This window comes from Pseudomonas sp. MF6776 (assembly GCF_016613125.1).
GTDB classification, from domain to species: Bacteria; Pseudomonadota; Gammaproteobacteria; order Pseudomonadales; family Pseudomonadaceae; genus Aquipseudomonas; species Aquipseudomonas iridis.
Genome location: NZ_JAENSQ010000027.1, coordinates 1 through 15,204, shown reverse-complemented (window position 1 = coordinate 15,204; position 15,204 = coordinate 1). Strand labels below are relative to the sequence as shown.

Below are 15,204 nucleotides of genomic sequence, written 5' to 3'. Positions count from 1 at the left end.
GCGAAAGAGCGCGCGCATCATAGCAAAGGCAGGCCGTTAACAGCCAGAGGTACCGCGTTACCGTTCTTCGCGAGCAGGCTCGCTCCCACACTGGAATGCCCCCCCCCGTGGGAGCGAGCCTCCTCGCGACAGCAGCGGTGCGGTTTAGCTGGCCTGACTCTGATCCTTGCCCTTCACGCAGGCGAAGTCTTCTTCGCGCAGCTCAGGCAGATCTTTCGCACAGTAATTACTGCCCAGATCCTTCAATGCGCCGCACATACCTTCCAGCCGCCCGTCCACCGCTTGCAGGTGGTCGAGCAACTGACCGATGGCGCGCGCCACCGGGTCGGGCATGTCTTCGCTGACACCATAGGCATCGAAACCGATCTTCTCGGCCATGGCCTTGCGCTTGGCGTCCTGCTCCTCATCGGATTTGACGATGATTCGACCCGGAATGCCCACAACTGTAGCGCCCGGCGGTACTTCTTTGGTCACCACCGCGTTGGAGCCGACCTTGGCACCGGCACCGACCGTGAACGGGCCGAGCACCTTGGCGCCAGCGCCCACGACAACGCCGTCGCCCAGTGTCGGGTGACGCTTGCCTTTGTTCCAGCTCGTGCCACCCAGGGTCACACCCTGATAAATGGTCACGTCATCACCAATCTCGGCGGTTTCGCCAATGACGATCCCCATACCGTGATCGATGAAAAAACGCCGACCGACCTTGGCGCCCGGATGAATTTCGATCCCGGTCAACCAGCGACCGAAGTTCGACACCAATCGCGCCAGCCATTTCAGCTCATTGCGCCAGAGCATGCCTGCCAATCGATGAATCCAGATGGCGTGCATGCCGGGGTAGCAGGTCAGGACTTCAAAAGCGTTACGCGCCGCCGGGTCTCGATGGAATACGCTCTGGATATCTTCACGCAAACGCTCAAACATCATTCAGTCCTTCCGCTTTAGAAGCTCACCACGGGCCGCTTTTTGGGTTTCCGTGAGGATGCCACGCAATATATTCATTTCCGCCCGGCTGACCGAGCTGCGTCCGTACAACCGGCGCAGGCGCGCCATCAAGTGCCGCGGTTTTTCCGGATCGAGGAATTCGATAGCGACCAGCGTCTGCTCCAGATGCTCATAGAATCGCTCCAGCTCATCCATGGTCGCAAGCTCGGCGCTTTTCACCGAGGCCACTTCTTCTTTCTCGATCTTGCTCGGCTGACCTTGTGCCGCCAGCCAGGCCATACGCACTTCATAGCTCAACACCTGCACCGCCGCCCCCAGATTCAGCGAGCTGAACTCAGGATCGGAGGGGATATGCACGTGAAAGTGACATCGCTGCAGCTCGTCATTGGTCAGGCCGGAATCTTCACGACCGAACACCAAAGCGATTTCCGCGCCTTGCCCGGCCTCCTCAACCACTTTGGTTCCGCATTCGCGCGGATCCAGCAGCGGCCAGGGGATACGGCGGTCACGAGCACTGGTGCCAAGCACCAGATTGCAACCGACCAAGGCATCTTCAAGAGTGGCGACGACTTGGGCATTTTCAAGGATGTCACCGGCACCGGAGGCGCGAGCATCGGCCTCGTGGTGCGGAAACAGGCGCGGCTCGACCAGCACCAAGCGCGACAGACCCATGTTTTTCATGGCGCGCGCGGCCCCGCCGATGTTGCCGGGGTGGCTGGTATTGACCAGGACGACACGAATGTTCTGCAGCAAGGGAGGCGCTCTCGGACACAGGAAAGGGGTGCAAATCTTACAGAACAGCCTACCGTTAAGCTATGAAAGCGAACAGCGACCTTCACCTGAAGAAAAGTTCTGATAGAATGCGCGGCTTTCTTTAACAACCTTAGGTGACACATCCATGCAGCCCATGCTGAATATCGCGCTGCGCGCCGCCCGCAGCGCCAGTGAACTGATCTTCCGCTCCATCGAGCGCCTGGATACCATCAAGGTCGACGAAAAAGACGCCAAGGATTATGTATCCGAGGTGGACCGCGCCGCCGAGCAGAAAATCATCGACGCGCTGCGCAAGGCTTACCCGAACCACTCCATCCGTGGCGAAGAGACCGGCATGCACGCCGGTACCGGCATCGAAGGCGAAGAATACCTGTGGATCATTGATCCGCTGGACGGCACCACCAACTTCCTGCGTGGCATTCCTCACTTCGCTGTCAGCATCGCCTGCAAATATCGCGGTCGCCTGGAACACGCTGTTGTTCTGGACCCGGTTCGCCAGGAAGAATTCACCGCCAGCCGTGGTCGCGGCGCTCAACTGAACGGTCGCCGCCTGCGCGTCAGCGGTCGCACCAGCCTCGACGGCGCACTGCTGGGCACTGGCTTCCCGTTCCGTGACGACCAGATGGACAACCTCGAGAACTACCTGGGCATGTTCCGCGCTCTGGTTGGCCAGACCGCCGGCATCCGCCGTGCTGGCTCGGCAAGCCTCGACCTGGCTTACGTGGCTGCCGGTCGTTTCGATGCATTCTGGGAGTCGGGCCTGTCCGAGTGGGACATGGCTGCAGGCGCCCTGCTGATTCAAGAAGCTGGCGGCCTGGTGAGCGACTTCACCGGTGGTCACGACTTCCTTGAAAAAGGCCACATCGTTGCCGGCAACACCAAATGCTTCAAGGCAGTGCTGACGGCGATCCAGCCGCACCTGCCGGCTTCGCTGAAGCGCTAAGCTTTTCGCGAAACGAAAAAAGCACCCTTCGGGGTGCTTTTTTTATGCCTGAAATTCAACATTCCCCCTGTAGGAGCTGCCGAAGGGCTGCGATTTTTTGCTTCTGGTTTTTAAAAACAGGATCAAAAGATCGCAGCCTTGGGCGGCTCCTACATTGGGTATCAGGTGATCACCGACAGATCCGTCGGCTGACAAGAATACGGGCACAAAAAAAGCACCCCGAAGGGTGCTTCTTTTTAAACGACCAGGCCGTTACTGACCCGGCTCATTCTGCGACAGGACCAGTTTGCCTTCCTTGTCGACCGGAATCTGGTTGCCCGGATCACGATCCATGCGCACTTTGCCTTCCTTGCCATCCAGCGAGTAACGCACGTCGTAACCAACAACCTTGTCACTGATGTCGTTTACGGTGTTACAGCGAGTCTGTGTCGTGGTGTAGGTGTCACGACCCTGCATACCTTCCTGAACCTTGTTACCGGCATAACCGCCACCGACCGCGCCGGCGACCGTAGCGATCTTCTTGCCGTTGCCGCCGCCGATCTGGTTACCCAGCAAGCCACCCGCTACGGCACCGATGGCGGTACCGAGAATCTGGTGTTGATCCTTGACCGGCGCCTGCCGGGTCACTGCTACGTCCTTGCACACTTCACGTGGCGTCTTGATCTGTGTTTTGACCGGTTCAACGGCTAATACTTGCGCATACTCAGGGCCGCTTTTAACCAGGCTGTAGGTGGCAACAGCACCCCCGGCAGTCACACCGACAGCACCCAATACCGCACCAACCAGCAACGACTTGTTCACATGAACCTCCTGACCATCACATGCGGGACGGGCCCGCGCTTCTCCCAGCCTTGGAGCATAAAAAAAGGCGCGAGTTCAACTCGCGCCTTTTTTGGCTGACAGCTGGAAAAACGATGGCCGTTTATGGACGGTCGTCGATTTCCTTCTCGGTGTTAGCCGGTGGAATCAGGTCTTCGGTCGTCAGGTTCAGCCAGATCAGCACCACGTTAGCGATGTAGATCGACGAGTAAGTACCCGCCAGAACACCGATGAACAGGGCAATCGAGAAGCCGAACAGGTTGTCGCCACCAAAGAACAGCAGCGCAGCGATCGCCAGCAAGGTCGAAATCGACGTCGCCATGGTGCGCAGCAGGGTCTGGGTGGTCGAGATGTTGATGTTCTCGATCAGCGTTGCCTTGCGCAGTACACGGAAGTTCTCACGAACCCGGTCGAATACCACAATGGTGTCGTTCAGCGAGTAACCGATGATCGCCAGCACCGCTGCCAGTACTGTCAGATCGAAAGTGATCTGGAAGAACGACAGGATACCGATGGTCACGATCACGTCGTGGATCAGCGACACGATAGCGCCGACCGCGAATTTCCACTGAAAGCGGAAAGCCAGGTAGATCAGGATGCCGCCGAGCGCCAGCAGCATGCCGAGGCCGCCCTGGTCGCGCAGCTCTTCACCGACCTGCGGGCCGACGAACTCGACACGCTTGACCATCGCCGGGTTGTCGCCGCCAACCTTCAGCAGCGCTTCCGCGACCTGATGGCCCAGCTGCGGATCTTCACCCGGCATCCGCACCAGCAGATCAGTCGTCGCACCGAAGCTCTGCACGATGGCTTCGTGGTAACCCGAACTCACCAGTTGCTCGCGCACCTTGGTGACATCGGCCGGACGCTCGTAGGTCAGCTCGATGAGCGTACCGCCGGTGAAGTCCAGACCCCAGTTCATGCCCTTGGTGACGACACTGAACATAGCCAGCAGGGTGAGGAATACTGTGACGCCGAACGCGAAGTTGCGAACGCCCATGAAGTTGATTGTACGTAACATGGCAGCCCCTTAAATCCACAACTTCTTGAAGTCACGTCCGCCGAAGATCAGGTTGACCATTGCGCGGGTCACCATGATGGCCGTGAACATCGAGGTAAAGATCCCGAGGGACATGGTCACTGCGAAACCTTTGACCGGGCCTGTGCCCATCGCAAAGAGAATCCCGCCGACCAACAGAGTGGTCAGGTTGGCGTCGAGAATCGCGGTGAATGCCCGGCCGAAGCCTTCGTTGATTGCGCGCTGCACGGACATGCCCGCGGCAATCTCTTCACGTATCCGCGAGAAGATCAGCACGTTGGCGTCGACCGCCATACCCATGGTCAAGACGATACCGGCGATACCCGGCAGGGTCAGCGTTGCACCCAGCAGCGACATCAGCGCCAGCAGCAACACCATGTTCACCGACAGAGCGACGGTGGCGATGATGCCGAAGAAGCGATAGATGGCGATGATGAACAGCGACACGAACAACATGCCCCACAACGACGCATCGATACCCTTGGTGATGTTGTCAGCACCCAGGCTCGGGCCGATTGTGCGCTCTTCAGCGAAGTACATTGGAGCCGCCAGACCGCCGGCACGCAGCAGCAGCGCCAGCTCGGACGACTCACCCTGACCGTTCAGGCCAGTGATACGGAACTGAGCACCCAGCGGCGACTGGATGGTCGCCAGGCTGATGATCTTCTTCTCTTCCTTGAACGTCTGCACCGCGACGTCTTTTTCGACGCCATTCACCATTTGCTTGGTGTAAGTGGTGACCGGACGCTGCTCAATGAAGATCACAGCCATGCTGCGACCAACGTTGCTGCGGGTCGCACGGCTCATCAGCTCGCCACCGTGACCATCCAGACGGATGTTCACTTCAGGCGTGCCGTGCTCGCCGAAACCAGCCTTGGCGTCGGTTACCTGGTCACCCGTGATGATCAGGCCGCGCTCGATCTGCGCCGAAGGACGATTGCCTTCACGGAACTCGAAAGTTTCGGAAGTGGCTTTCGAAGCGCCAGGCTCTGCAGCCAGACGGAACTCAAGGTTGGCCGTCTTGCCGAGAATACGCTTGGCTTCGGCAGTGTCCTGCACGCCCGGCAGCTCAACCACGATGCGGTTGGCGCCCTGACGCTGGACGATCGGTTCGGCAACACCCAGCTCGTTGACGCGGTTACGTACCGTGGTCAAGTTCTGCTTGATGGAGTATTCACGGATTTCCGCCAGCTTGGCCGGGGTCATCGCCAGACGCAGCACCGGTTGACCATTGAGGTCGGCCGGAACAATGTCGAAATCGTTGAAGTTCTTGCGGATCAGCGCACGGGCCTGTTCGCGGGAATCTTCATCGCTGAAGCCCAGCTGAATGGCACCATTGAGCTGCGGCAGACTGCGATAACGCAGCTTCTCTTTGCGCAGCAGGCTCTTGACGTCGCCTTCGTAGACTTTCAGGCGTGCATCGAGAGCTTTATCCATATCCACTTCCAGCAGGAAGTGCACACCACCGGACAAGTCCAGACCCAGCTTCATAGGGTGCGCGCCCAGGTTGCGCAGCCATTGCGGGGTGGTCTGTGCCAGGTTCAGCGCGACGACGTAGTCATCACCCAATGCCTTGCGCACAACGTCTTTGGCCGGCAGCTGATCTTCAGCCTTGGTCAGACGGATCAGACCGCCCTTGCCGTTCGCCGCCAGCGTGGCAGCCTTGACGTTGATCCCGGATTCTTTCAGCGCGGTGCTTACGCGATCCAGATCGGCCTGATTGACCTGCAGTGCCGTGCTGGCGCCGCTGACCTGAATGGCCGGGTCATCAGGATAAAGATTGGGAGCGGAATAAATCAGACCGACCGCCAGCACCGCCAGGATCAGAATGTATTTCCACAGAGGGTATTTGTTCAGCATCACGCCGCCCGTTATGAACGCGGGGCGCCTTGCGCGCCCCGTCGATTGAGTAGAAGTTGGAACCTTAGATCGCTTTCAGCGTGCCTTTTGGCAGCGTGGCGGCGATGGCGCCTTTCTGGAACTTCATTTCCACGGTGTCGGAAACTTCCAGAACCACGAAGTCATCGGCCACTTTGGTGATCTTGCCAGCGATGCCGCCGGTGGTGACCACTTCGTCGCCCTTCTGCAGGCTGCTCAGCAGGTTCTTCTGCTCTTTGGCACGCTTGGCCTGTGGGCGCCAGATCATCAGGTAGAAGATGACCAGGAAGCCGACCAGGAAAATCCACTCGAAGCCGCCGCCCATTGGGCCTGCAGCAGCCGGTGCAGCAGCGTCAGCCATGGCGTTAGAGATAAAAAAGCTCATTTAGCACTCCAGTTGCAAATGTTGAATCTTGGGGTCAGAAAACTCAGTCCAAAGGCGGAACGGGGAGCCCGCGTTTGGCGTAGAAGGCATCGACAAAGGCGGCCAATGTACCCTGTTGAATAGCCTCGCGCAAACCAGCCATCAGCACCTGATAATGGCGCAAGTTATGGATGGTATTGAGCATGCTTCCCAGCATTTCGCCGCACTTGTCCAGGTGATGCAGATAAGCGCGGGAGAAGTTCTGGCAGGTATAGCAATCGCAGGTCGGATCGAGCGGCGATTCATCATGGCGATGGAACGCGTTACGGATCTTCAGCACGCCTGTATCAATGAACAGATGCCCGTTGCGGGCATTACGGGTTGGCATCACGCAATCGAACATGTCCACACCGCGGCGCACACCCTCAACCAGATCTTCCGGTTTGCCAACGCCCATAAGGTAACGAGGTTTGTCAGCCGGCATCATGCCCGGCAGATAATCGAGCACCTTGATCATCTCGTGCTTCGGTTCGCCCACCGACAGACCGCCAATGGCCAGGCCATCAAAGCCGATCTTGTCGAGGCCTTCGAGCGAGCGCATGCGCAGATCCTGGTGCATGCCGCCCTGGACGATGCCGAACAGTGCAGCGGTATTCTCGCCGTGAGCATTCTTCGAACGCTGAGCCCAGCGCAACGACAGCTCCATCGACACACGGGCGACGTCTTCGTCAGCCGGGTACGGCGTGCATTCGTCGAAGATCATCACGACATCGGAACCGAGATCGCGCTGAACCTGCATTGACTCTTCCGGACCCATGAACACTTTCGCGCCGTCGACCGGAGAGGCAAAGGTCACGCCCTCTTCCTTGATCTTGCGCATCGCGCCGAGGCTGAACACCTGGAAGCCGCCGGAGTCGGTCAGGATCGGGCCCTTCCACTGCATGAAATCGTGCAGGTCGCCGTGCTCCTTGATCACTTGGGTGCCAGGACGCAGCCACAGGTGAAAGGTGTTGCCCAGGATCATTTCCGCGCCGGTGGCGACGATGTCACGCGGCAACATGCCCTTGACCGTGCCGTAAGTACCGACCGGCATGAAGGCCGGAGTCTCGACGGTGCCACGCGGGAAGGTCAGACGACCACGACGGGCCTTGCCATCGGTGGCAAGCAGCTCGAAGGACATACGACAGGTGCGACTCATACTGTTTCCTCTGGGTCCGATTCACTAGGGGCAGTCGGCGCGGGATTTCGGGTGATGAACATCGCATCACCGTAGCTGAAAAAGCGGTAACCGTTATCGACGGCAGCCTTATAGGCGGCCATGGTTTCGGGGTAACCGGCGAAGGCCGAAACCAGCATCAACAGCGTGGATTCAGGCAAATGGAAATTGGTCACCAGGGCATCGACCACATGGAACGGTCGGCCCGGGAAGATAAAGATATCGGTGTCGCCACTGAACGGCTTGAGCACGCCATCGCGCGCCGCACTCTCCAGCGAACGCACGCTGGTGGTGCCCACGGCAATCACTCGACCACCGCGCGCACGACACGCGGCGACTGCATCGACCACGTCCTGGCCGACTTCCAGCCACTCGGTGTGCATGTGGTGATCTTCAAGCTTTTCGACGCGCACTGGCTGGAACGTACCGGCGCCAACGTGCAGCGTGACGAATGTGGTCTCGACGCCTTTGTCGGCAATCGCCTCCATCAAGGCCTGATCGAAATGCAGCCCCGCCGTAGGCGCCGCCACCGCGCCCAGGCGCTCGGCGTACACCGTCTGATAACGCTCGCGATCCGAGCCTTCATCCGGGCGGTCTATATAAGGAGGCAACGGCATGTGCCCGACGCGATCAAGCAGCGGCAGCACTTCTTCGTCAAAGCCCAATTCGAACAACGCGTCATGACGCGCGAGCATCTCGGCTTCGCCACCGCCGTCGATGAGAATCTTCGAACCCGGCTTCGGCGACTTGCTGGAACGCACATGCGCCAGCACGCGATGCGTATCGAGTACCCGTTCGATGAGGATTTCCAGCTTGCCACCGGACGCTTTCTGCCCAAACAGCCGCGCCGGAATCACCCGGGTATTGTTGAACACCATCAAATCGCCCGAGCGCAAATGCTCAAGCAAATCAGTGAATTGACGGTGTGCCAGAGCACCGCTGACCCCATCAAGGGTCAACAGGCGACTACCGCGACGCTCGGCCAAAGGGTGGCGGGCGATCAGCGAATCAGGGAGTTCGAAGGTAAAGTCAGCAACGCGCATGATGGGGTTCGTCTAGCAGGGGCCGAAAGTCTAGCGGAAATATCGAAAATTGACCATGAAACGTGATTGACCAACGGTAATCTCATCTCTATACTTCGCCGCCATTGAGCCCTGATGGCGGAATTGGTAGACGCGGCGGATTCAAAATCCGTTTTCGAAAGGAGTGGGAGTTCGAGTCTCCCTCGGGGCACCAAAATCAAGAAAGGTCTTGCCTAGGCAAGGCCTTTTTTTTCGTCTGTAGAAAAGTGGCCTGCGCGACCCGCTCGCCCTTCGGTGATGACATAGGCAAAAATCGGCTCGTTAAAAAAGGGCAGTTAAAAGGCCCTTTTTTCTTGATGCCCGTTAGCGCTATTTTTTTCGGCACATCTCAACGTCATCTTGCGTTCTCAAGTCGGTATCAACTCCCAGCCGATACCTGCAGTAACCGATGATCCTTTTGCGCTCCTCGCTCGTAAGCCGCTCGACTTACCTTATCTCGCCATCGTTGGCGTGGATGTTGTAGAACTTCATCTGCAACGCAGGATGCTTTTTGATGAAGAGGATGGTCTCTATGTCCCCGTCTTCAAGAGCTTCGTAGTAGCCGACATACAGCACAGACACCAACGACAAGACTGCAATAAACAATAGCTTCTTCATTCTTGCGGCGCCGGTGGTGGTGGTAACAGCTGAGTTTTGGTTCTGAGATTCCTCACAAGCTCCATCCCAATGTTTCAGGGACAGATTTTGCCCTCGGATGCCTGCCCCGGGTATCTCGGTGCCCTCCGAAATGCTTGATGACGAACACGCTTTTCAGCGAGTCGATCAGGTGCATCAATCCGGTGATTTGCGCCGCCGGAATCAAGTTCGTGGTGCTGTAGCCAACCCTGTCGAGTGCCACACGTCCTTTGGCGACCCAATCGCCACCCTCTTCCGGCGTCGTCAGGTTCTCCAGCAACACAATGCCTATCAGGCCCGTGTTCAGAAAAGAACCGAAAAAGAGATAGCCCAGTATGTGGAGAAACAAGCCGCGGCGAGTTATGCGGTAGCTCTCAGTGACGGAGACGACGCAGATGAGCAGCGTGCGGAGAAGGTCCTGCGTCTCGCCTCCGAAGCACTGGCAATGGTGACACGTGGCAAGCGAGGATTGGCAGCGACCGCGCAGGCCTTGAAAAACGAAGTCGAGAAGCTGGATGTGGAAATTGCAGAGATCAGAGAAGTTTTGAAAGATCTTCGTCAGCGCCAGCTACGCGTAGCGCGGATCATGTGGGCTGACCGCATGGACAAGGCCGCTCAGGAATTCGCCACCGTCGCGGCACACTTGGAAGCCACCGAGAAAGCCTTGGGATGGACAAGCTCGTTGAGTGAGCTCTATGTGCCCTTGCAAACCCCGCATGGGGCTTCGTGCATCAGCGAGAAGACAATCAGAGATAAAGCCTATGCACTGTCCATGGAGCAGTTGCTAGCCGCATGACTCACCGCATCGCCGATACCTACGGTGTTGCTTTCCCCCCTTAACCGGATCACCAAATCGCGGAACACCAAACGTGTTCCGCGTAACTGGTGTTCCGGTTATTCGCATTTAGTGTTCCGCCTCTGAAAGCCCCGTATTCCGTGGCCTCCGACGTTTATGGAACACATGGAACACGTGGAACACTGCCTTTTCGCTACCTACGGATTAGCTTTCCCCTCGCCCCTTTTCACGGCGTGAACCTTCAGCGCGAATGGACGCGACGGATAGCTCCGGATCTGCCGATTGCTGTGTGCGACTAATCTCAGGCGAGGAGCCGTAGCGGCAGATTTTACGGGTCCTCCTGAAGGGGGGCCCCCTACACGGGTTATCAGACTCGCGGATTCCCTCTAGCTGAGATTTAAGCGGATATGTCCGTCTTTTCATTCCTAGTTTCAAGCGAGCATGATGGTTTCGAAAAACGGGTGAAATTTGTCACCAGCAAGGTGCACAAGCATTGAAAGACGCGGATGTATAGGGGTGATAACATCATTTCTAAGAGTTCTTCGGCACAACGTACTGGTACTCCTCTGAGGTAACACATGGAAAGGTTAGCACTGCTGCAAAACCAAGCTCAGCTGATGCTTCGATTACAAGACTCTATAAACACCAAAATTAATGACGACTGGCGCTCTGCAAAAAACCCGTGGTATCGCGCCATTTGGACTGAATGTGCCGAGTTAATGGACCACGTGGGTTGGAAATGGTGGAAGGCTCAAGATATTGACTTCCCTCAAATGAAGCTTGAACTAGTCGACATCTGGCATTTCGGCTTGAGCGAAGCTTTAACATCTAATCGATTTAGCCCAGATGCCGCAAAGGTGTTGTCCACTGCCTTATATGAAATTGATACACCTTTAAATGAGCAGCCATCGCCTACAAAAATTCTAAGTGCAATAGAGAGCTTTGCTGCAGCAACACTCCAATCAAAAAGCTTCGACATAGATTCATTTATCATTCTAGCAAGATTAAGTAGTCTGACTGCAGAAGAGCTATTTAAATCCTACGTCGGAAAAAATGTACTAAATGCTTTTCGTCAGGACAACGGATATAAAACTGGTAATTACATAAAAATATGGAAAAACAGAGAAGATAACGTTTGGCTAAGCGAAATAATTGATGAGTTGTCAATCGACTCTGTGACCTTTGCTGAAGATTTATACGCACGCCTTGAAACCGCTTATAAAGCCAGAACCTAACCTGGAGTAACACATGGAAGTCGTGCTACCTACTGATAAATGGCGCTACATGGTTACCACAGGGTTATGGCCAAAAAGGGGGAACTTTGATCCTAAAGCCTGGATATCAAACTTCCTACCTGACGAACTACCTTTAGCATTAAGACTTCTCGATGGTTTCACCTTCTTCACCGACGAGTTAGTCAAGCAGATGTTCAGAAGCGCCTTTCTTAATATCTCGCAACATGTGATCTCAGATAAAAATTCTCTTCAAAATTCCAGAGCGGAATGGTCAAATTTTGTAAGCTCTTTAGTAGTTGTAAGAGTGACAGGAGAAGTACCTCGAGACGCGGACAGCGGCTTTGCTTTTGCGCGACTCGCCCGTGATGTTTTGATGTTAGACGAGGAAAGAATAGTCTCCCCAGAAATCGCCCTGACTTACTTTGCGAGTGGCAATACCGCAAACATCTTATTTGTTGATGATTTTGTAGGATCAGGAAACCAATTCGGAGATACATGGGAGCGCAAATACACTATCGGCCAACATAAAATCTCCTTCAAAGATGTCCATGCGTACTTAGGCGATAAAATTAAATACTTCTACTGTCCAGTCATATGCACTGAGCTAGGACGCTCAAATATCGCGATTAGGTGTGACGGAGTTAAAATTGTTCCTGCTCACTTTTATACTTCGCGCCAAAGCGCCTTGAGTAATGATTCAGCAATATGGCGAGAGGACATGAAAACAGAAGGCCCGGAGTTCGTAGCCTCTGTAAGTGCTCGAATTGGAATTCCCGATACTGATGGTGGTGAAGACTGCTGGCGGGGATTCCATAAGCTGGGACTGGCTCTCGCATTCGGCCATGGCTGTCCAGATGCAACACTTCCGATTTTTTATACACAGCAAAACAACTGGAAGCCGCTTGTTAAGAAGGGTGCACTGTAATGACCTTAATCCAAGAAGATACCGCCCGACGACTCAGCAAAACCCTTGGCCTCTATAAAGCAGAATGGCTAAATGAAGCTATATTTTCACTGTTCAATGAGCCGTCGTATTTTGAAGAGTTGCGCACCCACCGCCCATGCGTGCTAATTGGCGGCCGAGGAACAGGCAAAACAACAGTTCTTCGTGGCTTATCCTATGAAGGACAGCAGGCACTATCGACCAACCCCAACCCCATAAAAGAATGGCCATTTTATGGAGTATATTACAGAGTAAACACCAATAGGGTTACCGCCTTTAGAGGCGCTGAACTAACAGAAGAAAAATGGAGCTCTTATTTCGGCCACTATATCAATTTAACTTTTTGCCAACTGCTGCTCGATTTTGTGAAATGGTTTCAAGAGAACACAAAAACCACAATTGACATCCCAACAAAAGAGCTCAAAAAAGTCGCCATCACACTTGGACTTAAAGATATTGAGTCCATTGACATCCTTGCTGAAGAAATTGAATATCTCATACTAGATTTCGAATCTCTAATAAATACTATTGTAGACAACCCTCCAGACAGAATATCTACACTAGGCGCGCCACTAGACGAACTCGCCAGCGCCCTTCTAAAATCAACTGCACTACAAGGAAAACAGTTCTTCTTTCTTATTGACGAGTTCGAAAACTTTGAAGACTACCAGCAAAAAGTTTTGAACACGATAATAAAACATGCAAACACCAACTATACATTTAAAATTGGTGTACGCGAACTCGGCTGGCGACAACGCGCGACCTTAAATCCAAATGAGCAATTAACTTCACCTGCAGATTATGCGCGCATAAACATTGCCGACAAACTAAACGAATCACGTTTCCCTGCATTTGCCGAGTCTGTTATTAGGCAAAGAATATCGAGTGCCTTCCCCGAGGAAGGAGCAGTCATAACGACCCCCCAACAACTGCTTCCTTCGATTTCAGAACTGGAAGAGGCTGAGTTACTGTTAGGGCAAGAAGGAAAAACGAAGCTCAAAGAACGTCTAAAGCTCGTTCTCCCACAACACCTACATGAAGACGCGCTAAAAATCGAAGCGGGATACTTGTTTTTTCTTAGCTACTGGGGCGGAGGAAGCGACGAAAGCTTTGCTTCAAATGTCCAATCATGGCTCAAAGACAGAAGTGATTGGAAACACAGATTGGACAACCATTTTTATGCTTCACTTTATACGATCAGAAAAGGAAAGCGCGGCTTAAGCAAGTATTACGCTGGCTGGGACGTGTATGTCTCTCTAGCAAATGGAAATATTCGTTACCTACTTGAATTAGTACATGCAGCATTTACACGCCATGTAGAAAATGACGGGACGCCTCAGGAGCCTATCTCTCCCAAATCCCAAACAGAAGCAGCGGAAGATATTGGCAGGAAAAATTTATCCGAGTTGGAAGGGCTTAGCGTTGAGGGAGGAAAGCTTACGAAGGTTGTCCTTAGCATAGGTCGAATTCTTCAAGTAATGGCTTCTGATGCAAACGGTCATGCACCTGAGGTAAATCAATTTCACATAAAGCAAGATTCCGCCCGATCAGACGCCTCTGAACAAGTTAAAAAAATATTAGATCAAGCAGTCATGCACCTAGCTCTCGTTCGCTCTCCAGGCAACAAACTGATGTCAGAGAGTGATACTGCAGACTATGACTATCGACTGCACCCAATATTTTCAGCTCTTTTTGTATTTAGCCACAGGAAAAAAAGGAAGTTCCTTCTCGCAGATCAACAGCTACTTGGTTTAATTTCATACCCGCGAGAGACCATAAGAGAAGTTCTATCCCAAAGCAACCGAAGCGACGACTTGAAGCTGCCCGACCAACTAAACCTATTTGGATCTTACTATGCGGGAAACTAAGGATCTGCCGATTCTAACGGATACTTTCGAGCATGCGAGGGAATTTAATCCTGTCGAGAATAGTATTTATATCTTCGCATCAACCGGGGAGCTTCGTGCATCACACATTGAATCATGGCGCTCGACTATTCAAGGCGTAGAAATCTGTGAGATATGCTATGAAACCCAAAGCTCTTTTCAGCTGAAAGGAGACACATCGTTTATTTCACTTCGATCTGAATTAGAAATACAAACACTCTGGAAAGATGCCGCCCCCGGCGTGAAGGTTTACATCGATATTACAGGATTAACACATTCTGTCTGGGCGGGAATTTTAAAAGCCGCCCTATCAGCCAAACTAGAGGTTCTGGCCGTCTATGTTGAGCCTGACATGTACTCTAGAAGCGCTGCGCCAGTCGAAGGTCAGATCTATGACCTTAGCACTAGTATTCAAGGCATATCCCCGCTACCGGGATTTGCGACTTTATCATCAAGAAACAGCGAAAAATTTACTTTTATTCCTCTTTTAGGTTTCGAAGGCCCACGCCTTCGTTACATAGTAGAACAAATCCAACCAGGATATGAGTAGGCGGTTACAGGAGCTGAGTGCAACACGGTTATTGAATTGAAGCTGGAGCATCATGCCGCATAGCCATAGCTTCCTGCATCACCTCGTCCATAACCTCGATCGGACACTTGAAGTCGAAGCGCTTA

At 54.1% G+C, this 15,204-nt stretch carries 14 protein-coding genes, 1 tRNA gene and 1 pseudogene; 7 read left to right on the top strand and 9 right to left on the bottom strand.

Going from position 1 to position 15,204, the window contains the following annotated elements; translation table 11 throughout:
• Window positions 1-144: 144 nt before the first annotated feature.
• Both cysE and trmJ read right to left on the bottom strand, forming a co-directional pair.
• Complete coding sequence (cysE, locus tag JJD74_RS23880) at window positions 145-921, bottom strand: serine O-acetyltransferase (RefSeq protein WP_025109222.1); 777 nt, start codon at window positions 919-921, stop codon at window positions 145-147.
• Between the two features lie 3 nt (window positions 922-924).
• Window positions 925-1,695: a tRNA (cytosine(32)/uridine(32)-2'-O)-methyltransferase TrmJ gene (gene trmJ / locus JJD74_RS23875; RefSeq protein ID WP_008084663.1), complete on the bottom strand. Its 771-nt coding sequence runs from the start codon at window positions 1,693-1,695 to the stop codon at window positions 925-927.
• A 145-nt stretch (window positions 1,696-1,840) separates the two neighbouring features.
• Between trmJ and suhB the strand changes: the two genes are divergently transcribed.
• The gene (suhB, locus tag JJD74_RS23870) at window positions 1,841-2,659 is read left to right on the top strand and encodes a type III secretion system regulator SuhB (RefSeq protein ID WP_008084666.1); all 819 of its coding nucleotides are present in this window, start codon (window positions 1,841-1,843) and stop codon (window positions 2,657-2,659) included.
• Between the two features lie 252 nt (window positions 2,660-2,911).
• On the opposite strand, the gene JJD74_RS23865 is transcribed toward suhB, so the two are convergent.
• The 6 genes from JJD74_RS23865 to queA form a co-directional block, all read right to left on the bottom strand.
• Window positions 2,912-3,460, bottom strand: a complete 549-nt coding sequence (locus JJD74_RS23865; protein ID WP_042560935.1) for a glycine zipper 2TM domain-containing protein — start codon at window positions 3,458-3,460, stop codon at window positions 2,912-2,914.
• Window positions 3,461-3,581: 121 nt separating this feature from the next.
• Window positions 3,582-4,496, bottom strand: coding sequence for a protein translocase subunit SecF (secF, locus tag JJD74_RS23860; RefSeq protein WP_200616968.1), 915 nt, complete (start codon window positions 4,494-4,496; stop codon window positions 3,582-3,584).
• Between the two features lie 9 nt (window positions 4,497-4,505).
• Window positions 4,506-6,374 carry a protein translocase subunit SecD gene (gene secD, locus JJD74_RS23855; RefSeq protein ID WP_042560937.1) on the bottom strand — a complete coding sequence of 623 codons (1,869 nt, stop codon included), beginning with the start codon at window positions 6,372-6,374 and terminating at the stop codon, window positions 4,506-4,508.
• 64 nt (window positions 6,375-6,438) lie between these two features.
• The gene (gene yajC / locus JJD74_RS23850) at window positions 6,439-6,777 is read right to left on the bottom strand and encodes a preprotein translocase subunit YajC (protein WP_007916913.1); all 339 of its coding nucleotides are present in this window, start codon (window positions 6,775-6,777) and stop codon (window positions 6,439-6,441) included.
• Between the two features lie 43 nt (window positions 6,778-6,820).
• Window positions 6,821-7,936: a tRNA guanosine(34) transglycosylase Tgt gene (gene tgt, locus JJD74_RS23845; protein ID WP_162184604.1), complete on the bottom strand. Its 1,116-nt coding sequence runs from the start codon at window positions 7,934-7,936 to the stop codon at window positions 6,821-6,823.
• Window positions 7,937-7,950: 14 nt separating this feature from the next.
• Window positions 7,951-9,015 (bottom strand): tRNA preQ1(34) S-adenosylmethionine ribosyltransferase-isomerase QueA, encoded by a 1,065-nt coding sequence (gene queA / locus JJD74_RS23840; protein WP_200616967.1) that lies wholly within the window; start codon window positions 9,013-9,015, stop codon window positions 7,951-7,953.
• 108 nt (window positions 9,016-9,123) lie between these two features.
• On the opposite strand from queA, the gene JJD74_RS23835 reads away from it, so the two are divergent.
• A tRNA-Leu gene (locus tag JJD74_RS23835) sits at window positions 9,124-9,208 on the top strand.
• Between the two features lie 155 nt (window positions 9,209-9,363).
• Here JJD74_RS23835 and JJD74_RS23830 read toward each other — a convergent pair.
• Window positions 9,364-9,651, bottom strand: a pseudogene (locus tag JJD74_RS23830) (hypothetical protein).
• Window positions 9,652-9,781: 130 nt separating this feature from the next.
• On the opposite strand from JJD74_RS23830, the gene JJD74_RS23825 reads away from it, so the two are divergent.
• The 5 genes from JJD74_RS23825 (at window position 9,782) to JJD74_RS23805 (ending at window position 15,079) form a co-directional block, all read left to right on the top strand.
• Window positions 9,782-10,465 (top strand): hypothetical protein, encoded by a 684-nt coding sequence (locus tag JJD74_RS23825; RefSeq protein WP_200616966.1) that lies wholly within the window; start codon window positions 9,782-9,784, stop codon window positions 10,463-10,465.
• A gap of 578 nt (window positions 10,466-11,043) precedes the next feature.
• Entirely contained in the window at window positions 11,044-11,700 is a 657-nt protein-coding gene (locus tag JJD74_RS23820) for a dUTP diphosphatase (protein WP_200616965.1), read from the top strand.
• 13 nt (window positions 11,701-11,713) lie between these two features.
• Window positions 11,714-12,625: a phosphoribosyltransferase-like protein gene (locus JJD74_RS23815; protein ID WP_200616964.1), complete on the top strand. Its 912-nt coding sequence runs from the start codon at window positions 11,714-11,716 to the stop codon at window positions 12,623-12,625.
• Entirely contained in the window at window positions 12,625-14,511 is a 1,887-nt protein-coding gene (locus tag JJD74_RS23810; RefSeq protein WP_200616963.1) for an ORC-CDC6 family AAA ATPase, read from the top strand. The genes JJD74_RS23815 and JJD74_RS23810 overlap by 1 nt, the downstream gene beginning before the upstream one ends.
• Entirely contained in the window at window positions 14,498-15,079 is a 582-nt protein-coding gene (locus tag JJD74_RS23805) for a hypothetical protein (protein ID WP_200616962.1), read from the top strand. The genes JJD74_RS23810 and JJD74_RS23805 overlap by 14 nt, the downstream gene beginning before the upstream one ends.
• Window positions 15,080-15,204: the final 125 nt, after the last annotated feature.

Excerpts from the sequence above, each read along its gene's own strand:
- cysE (WP_025109222.1), bottom strand. The coding sequence starts at position 921 with ATGTTTGAGCGTTTGCGTGAAGATATCCAGAGCGTATTCCATCGAGAC.
- suhB (WP_008084666.1), top strand. The coding sequence starts at position 1,841 with ATGCAGCCCATGCTGAATATCGCGCTGCGCGCCGCCCGCAGCGCCAGT.
- secF (WP_200616968.1), bottom strand. The coding sequence starts at position 4,496 with ATGTTACGTACAATCAACTTCATGGGCGTTCGCAACTTCGCGTTCGGC.
- secD (WP_042560937.1), bottom strand. The coding sequence starts at position 6,374 with ATGCTGAACAAATACCCTCTGTGGAAATACATTCTGATCCTGGCGGTG.
- yajC (WP_007916913.1), bottom strand. The coding sequence starts at position 6,777 with ATGAGCTTTTTTATCTCTAACGCCATGGCTGACGCTGCTGCACCGGCT.
- tgt (WP_162184604.1), bottom strand. The coding sequence starts at position 7,936 with ATGTCCTTCGAGCTGCTTGCCACCGATGGCAAGGCCCGTCGTGGTCGT.
- queA (WP_200616967.1), bottom strand. The coding sequence starts at position 9,015 with ATGCGCGTTGCTGACTTTACCTTCGAACTCCCTGATTCGCTGATCGCC.
- JJD74_RS23825 (WP_200616966.1), top strand. The coding sequence starts at position 9,782 with ATGCTTGATGACGAACACGCTTTTCAGCGAGTCGATCAGGTGCATCAA.
- JJD74_RS23820 (WP_200616965.1), top strand. The coding sequence starts at position 11,044 with ATGGAAAGGTTAGCACTGCTGCAAAACCAAGCTCAGCTGATGCTTCGA.
- JJD74_RS23815 (WP_200616964.1), top strand. The coding sequence starts at position 11,714 with ATGGAAGTCGTGCTACCTACTGATAAATGGCGCTACATGGTTACCACA.
- JJD74_RS23810 (WP_200616963.1), top strand. The coding sequence starts at position 12,625 with ATGACCTTAATCCAAGAAGATACCGCCCGACGACTCAGCAAAACCCTT.
- JJD74_RS23805 (WP_200616962.1), top strand. The coding sequence starts at position 14,498 with ATGCGGGAAACTAAGGATCTGCCGATTCTAACGGATACTTTCGAGCAT.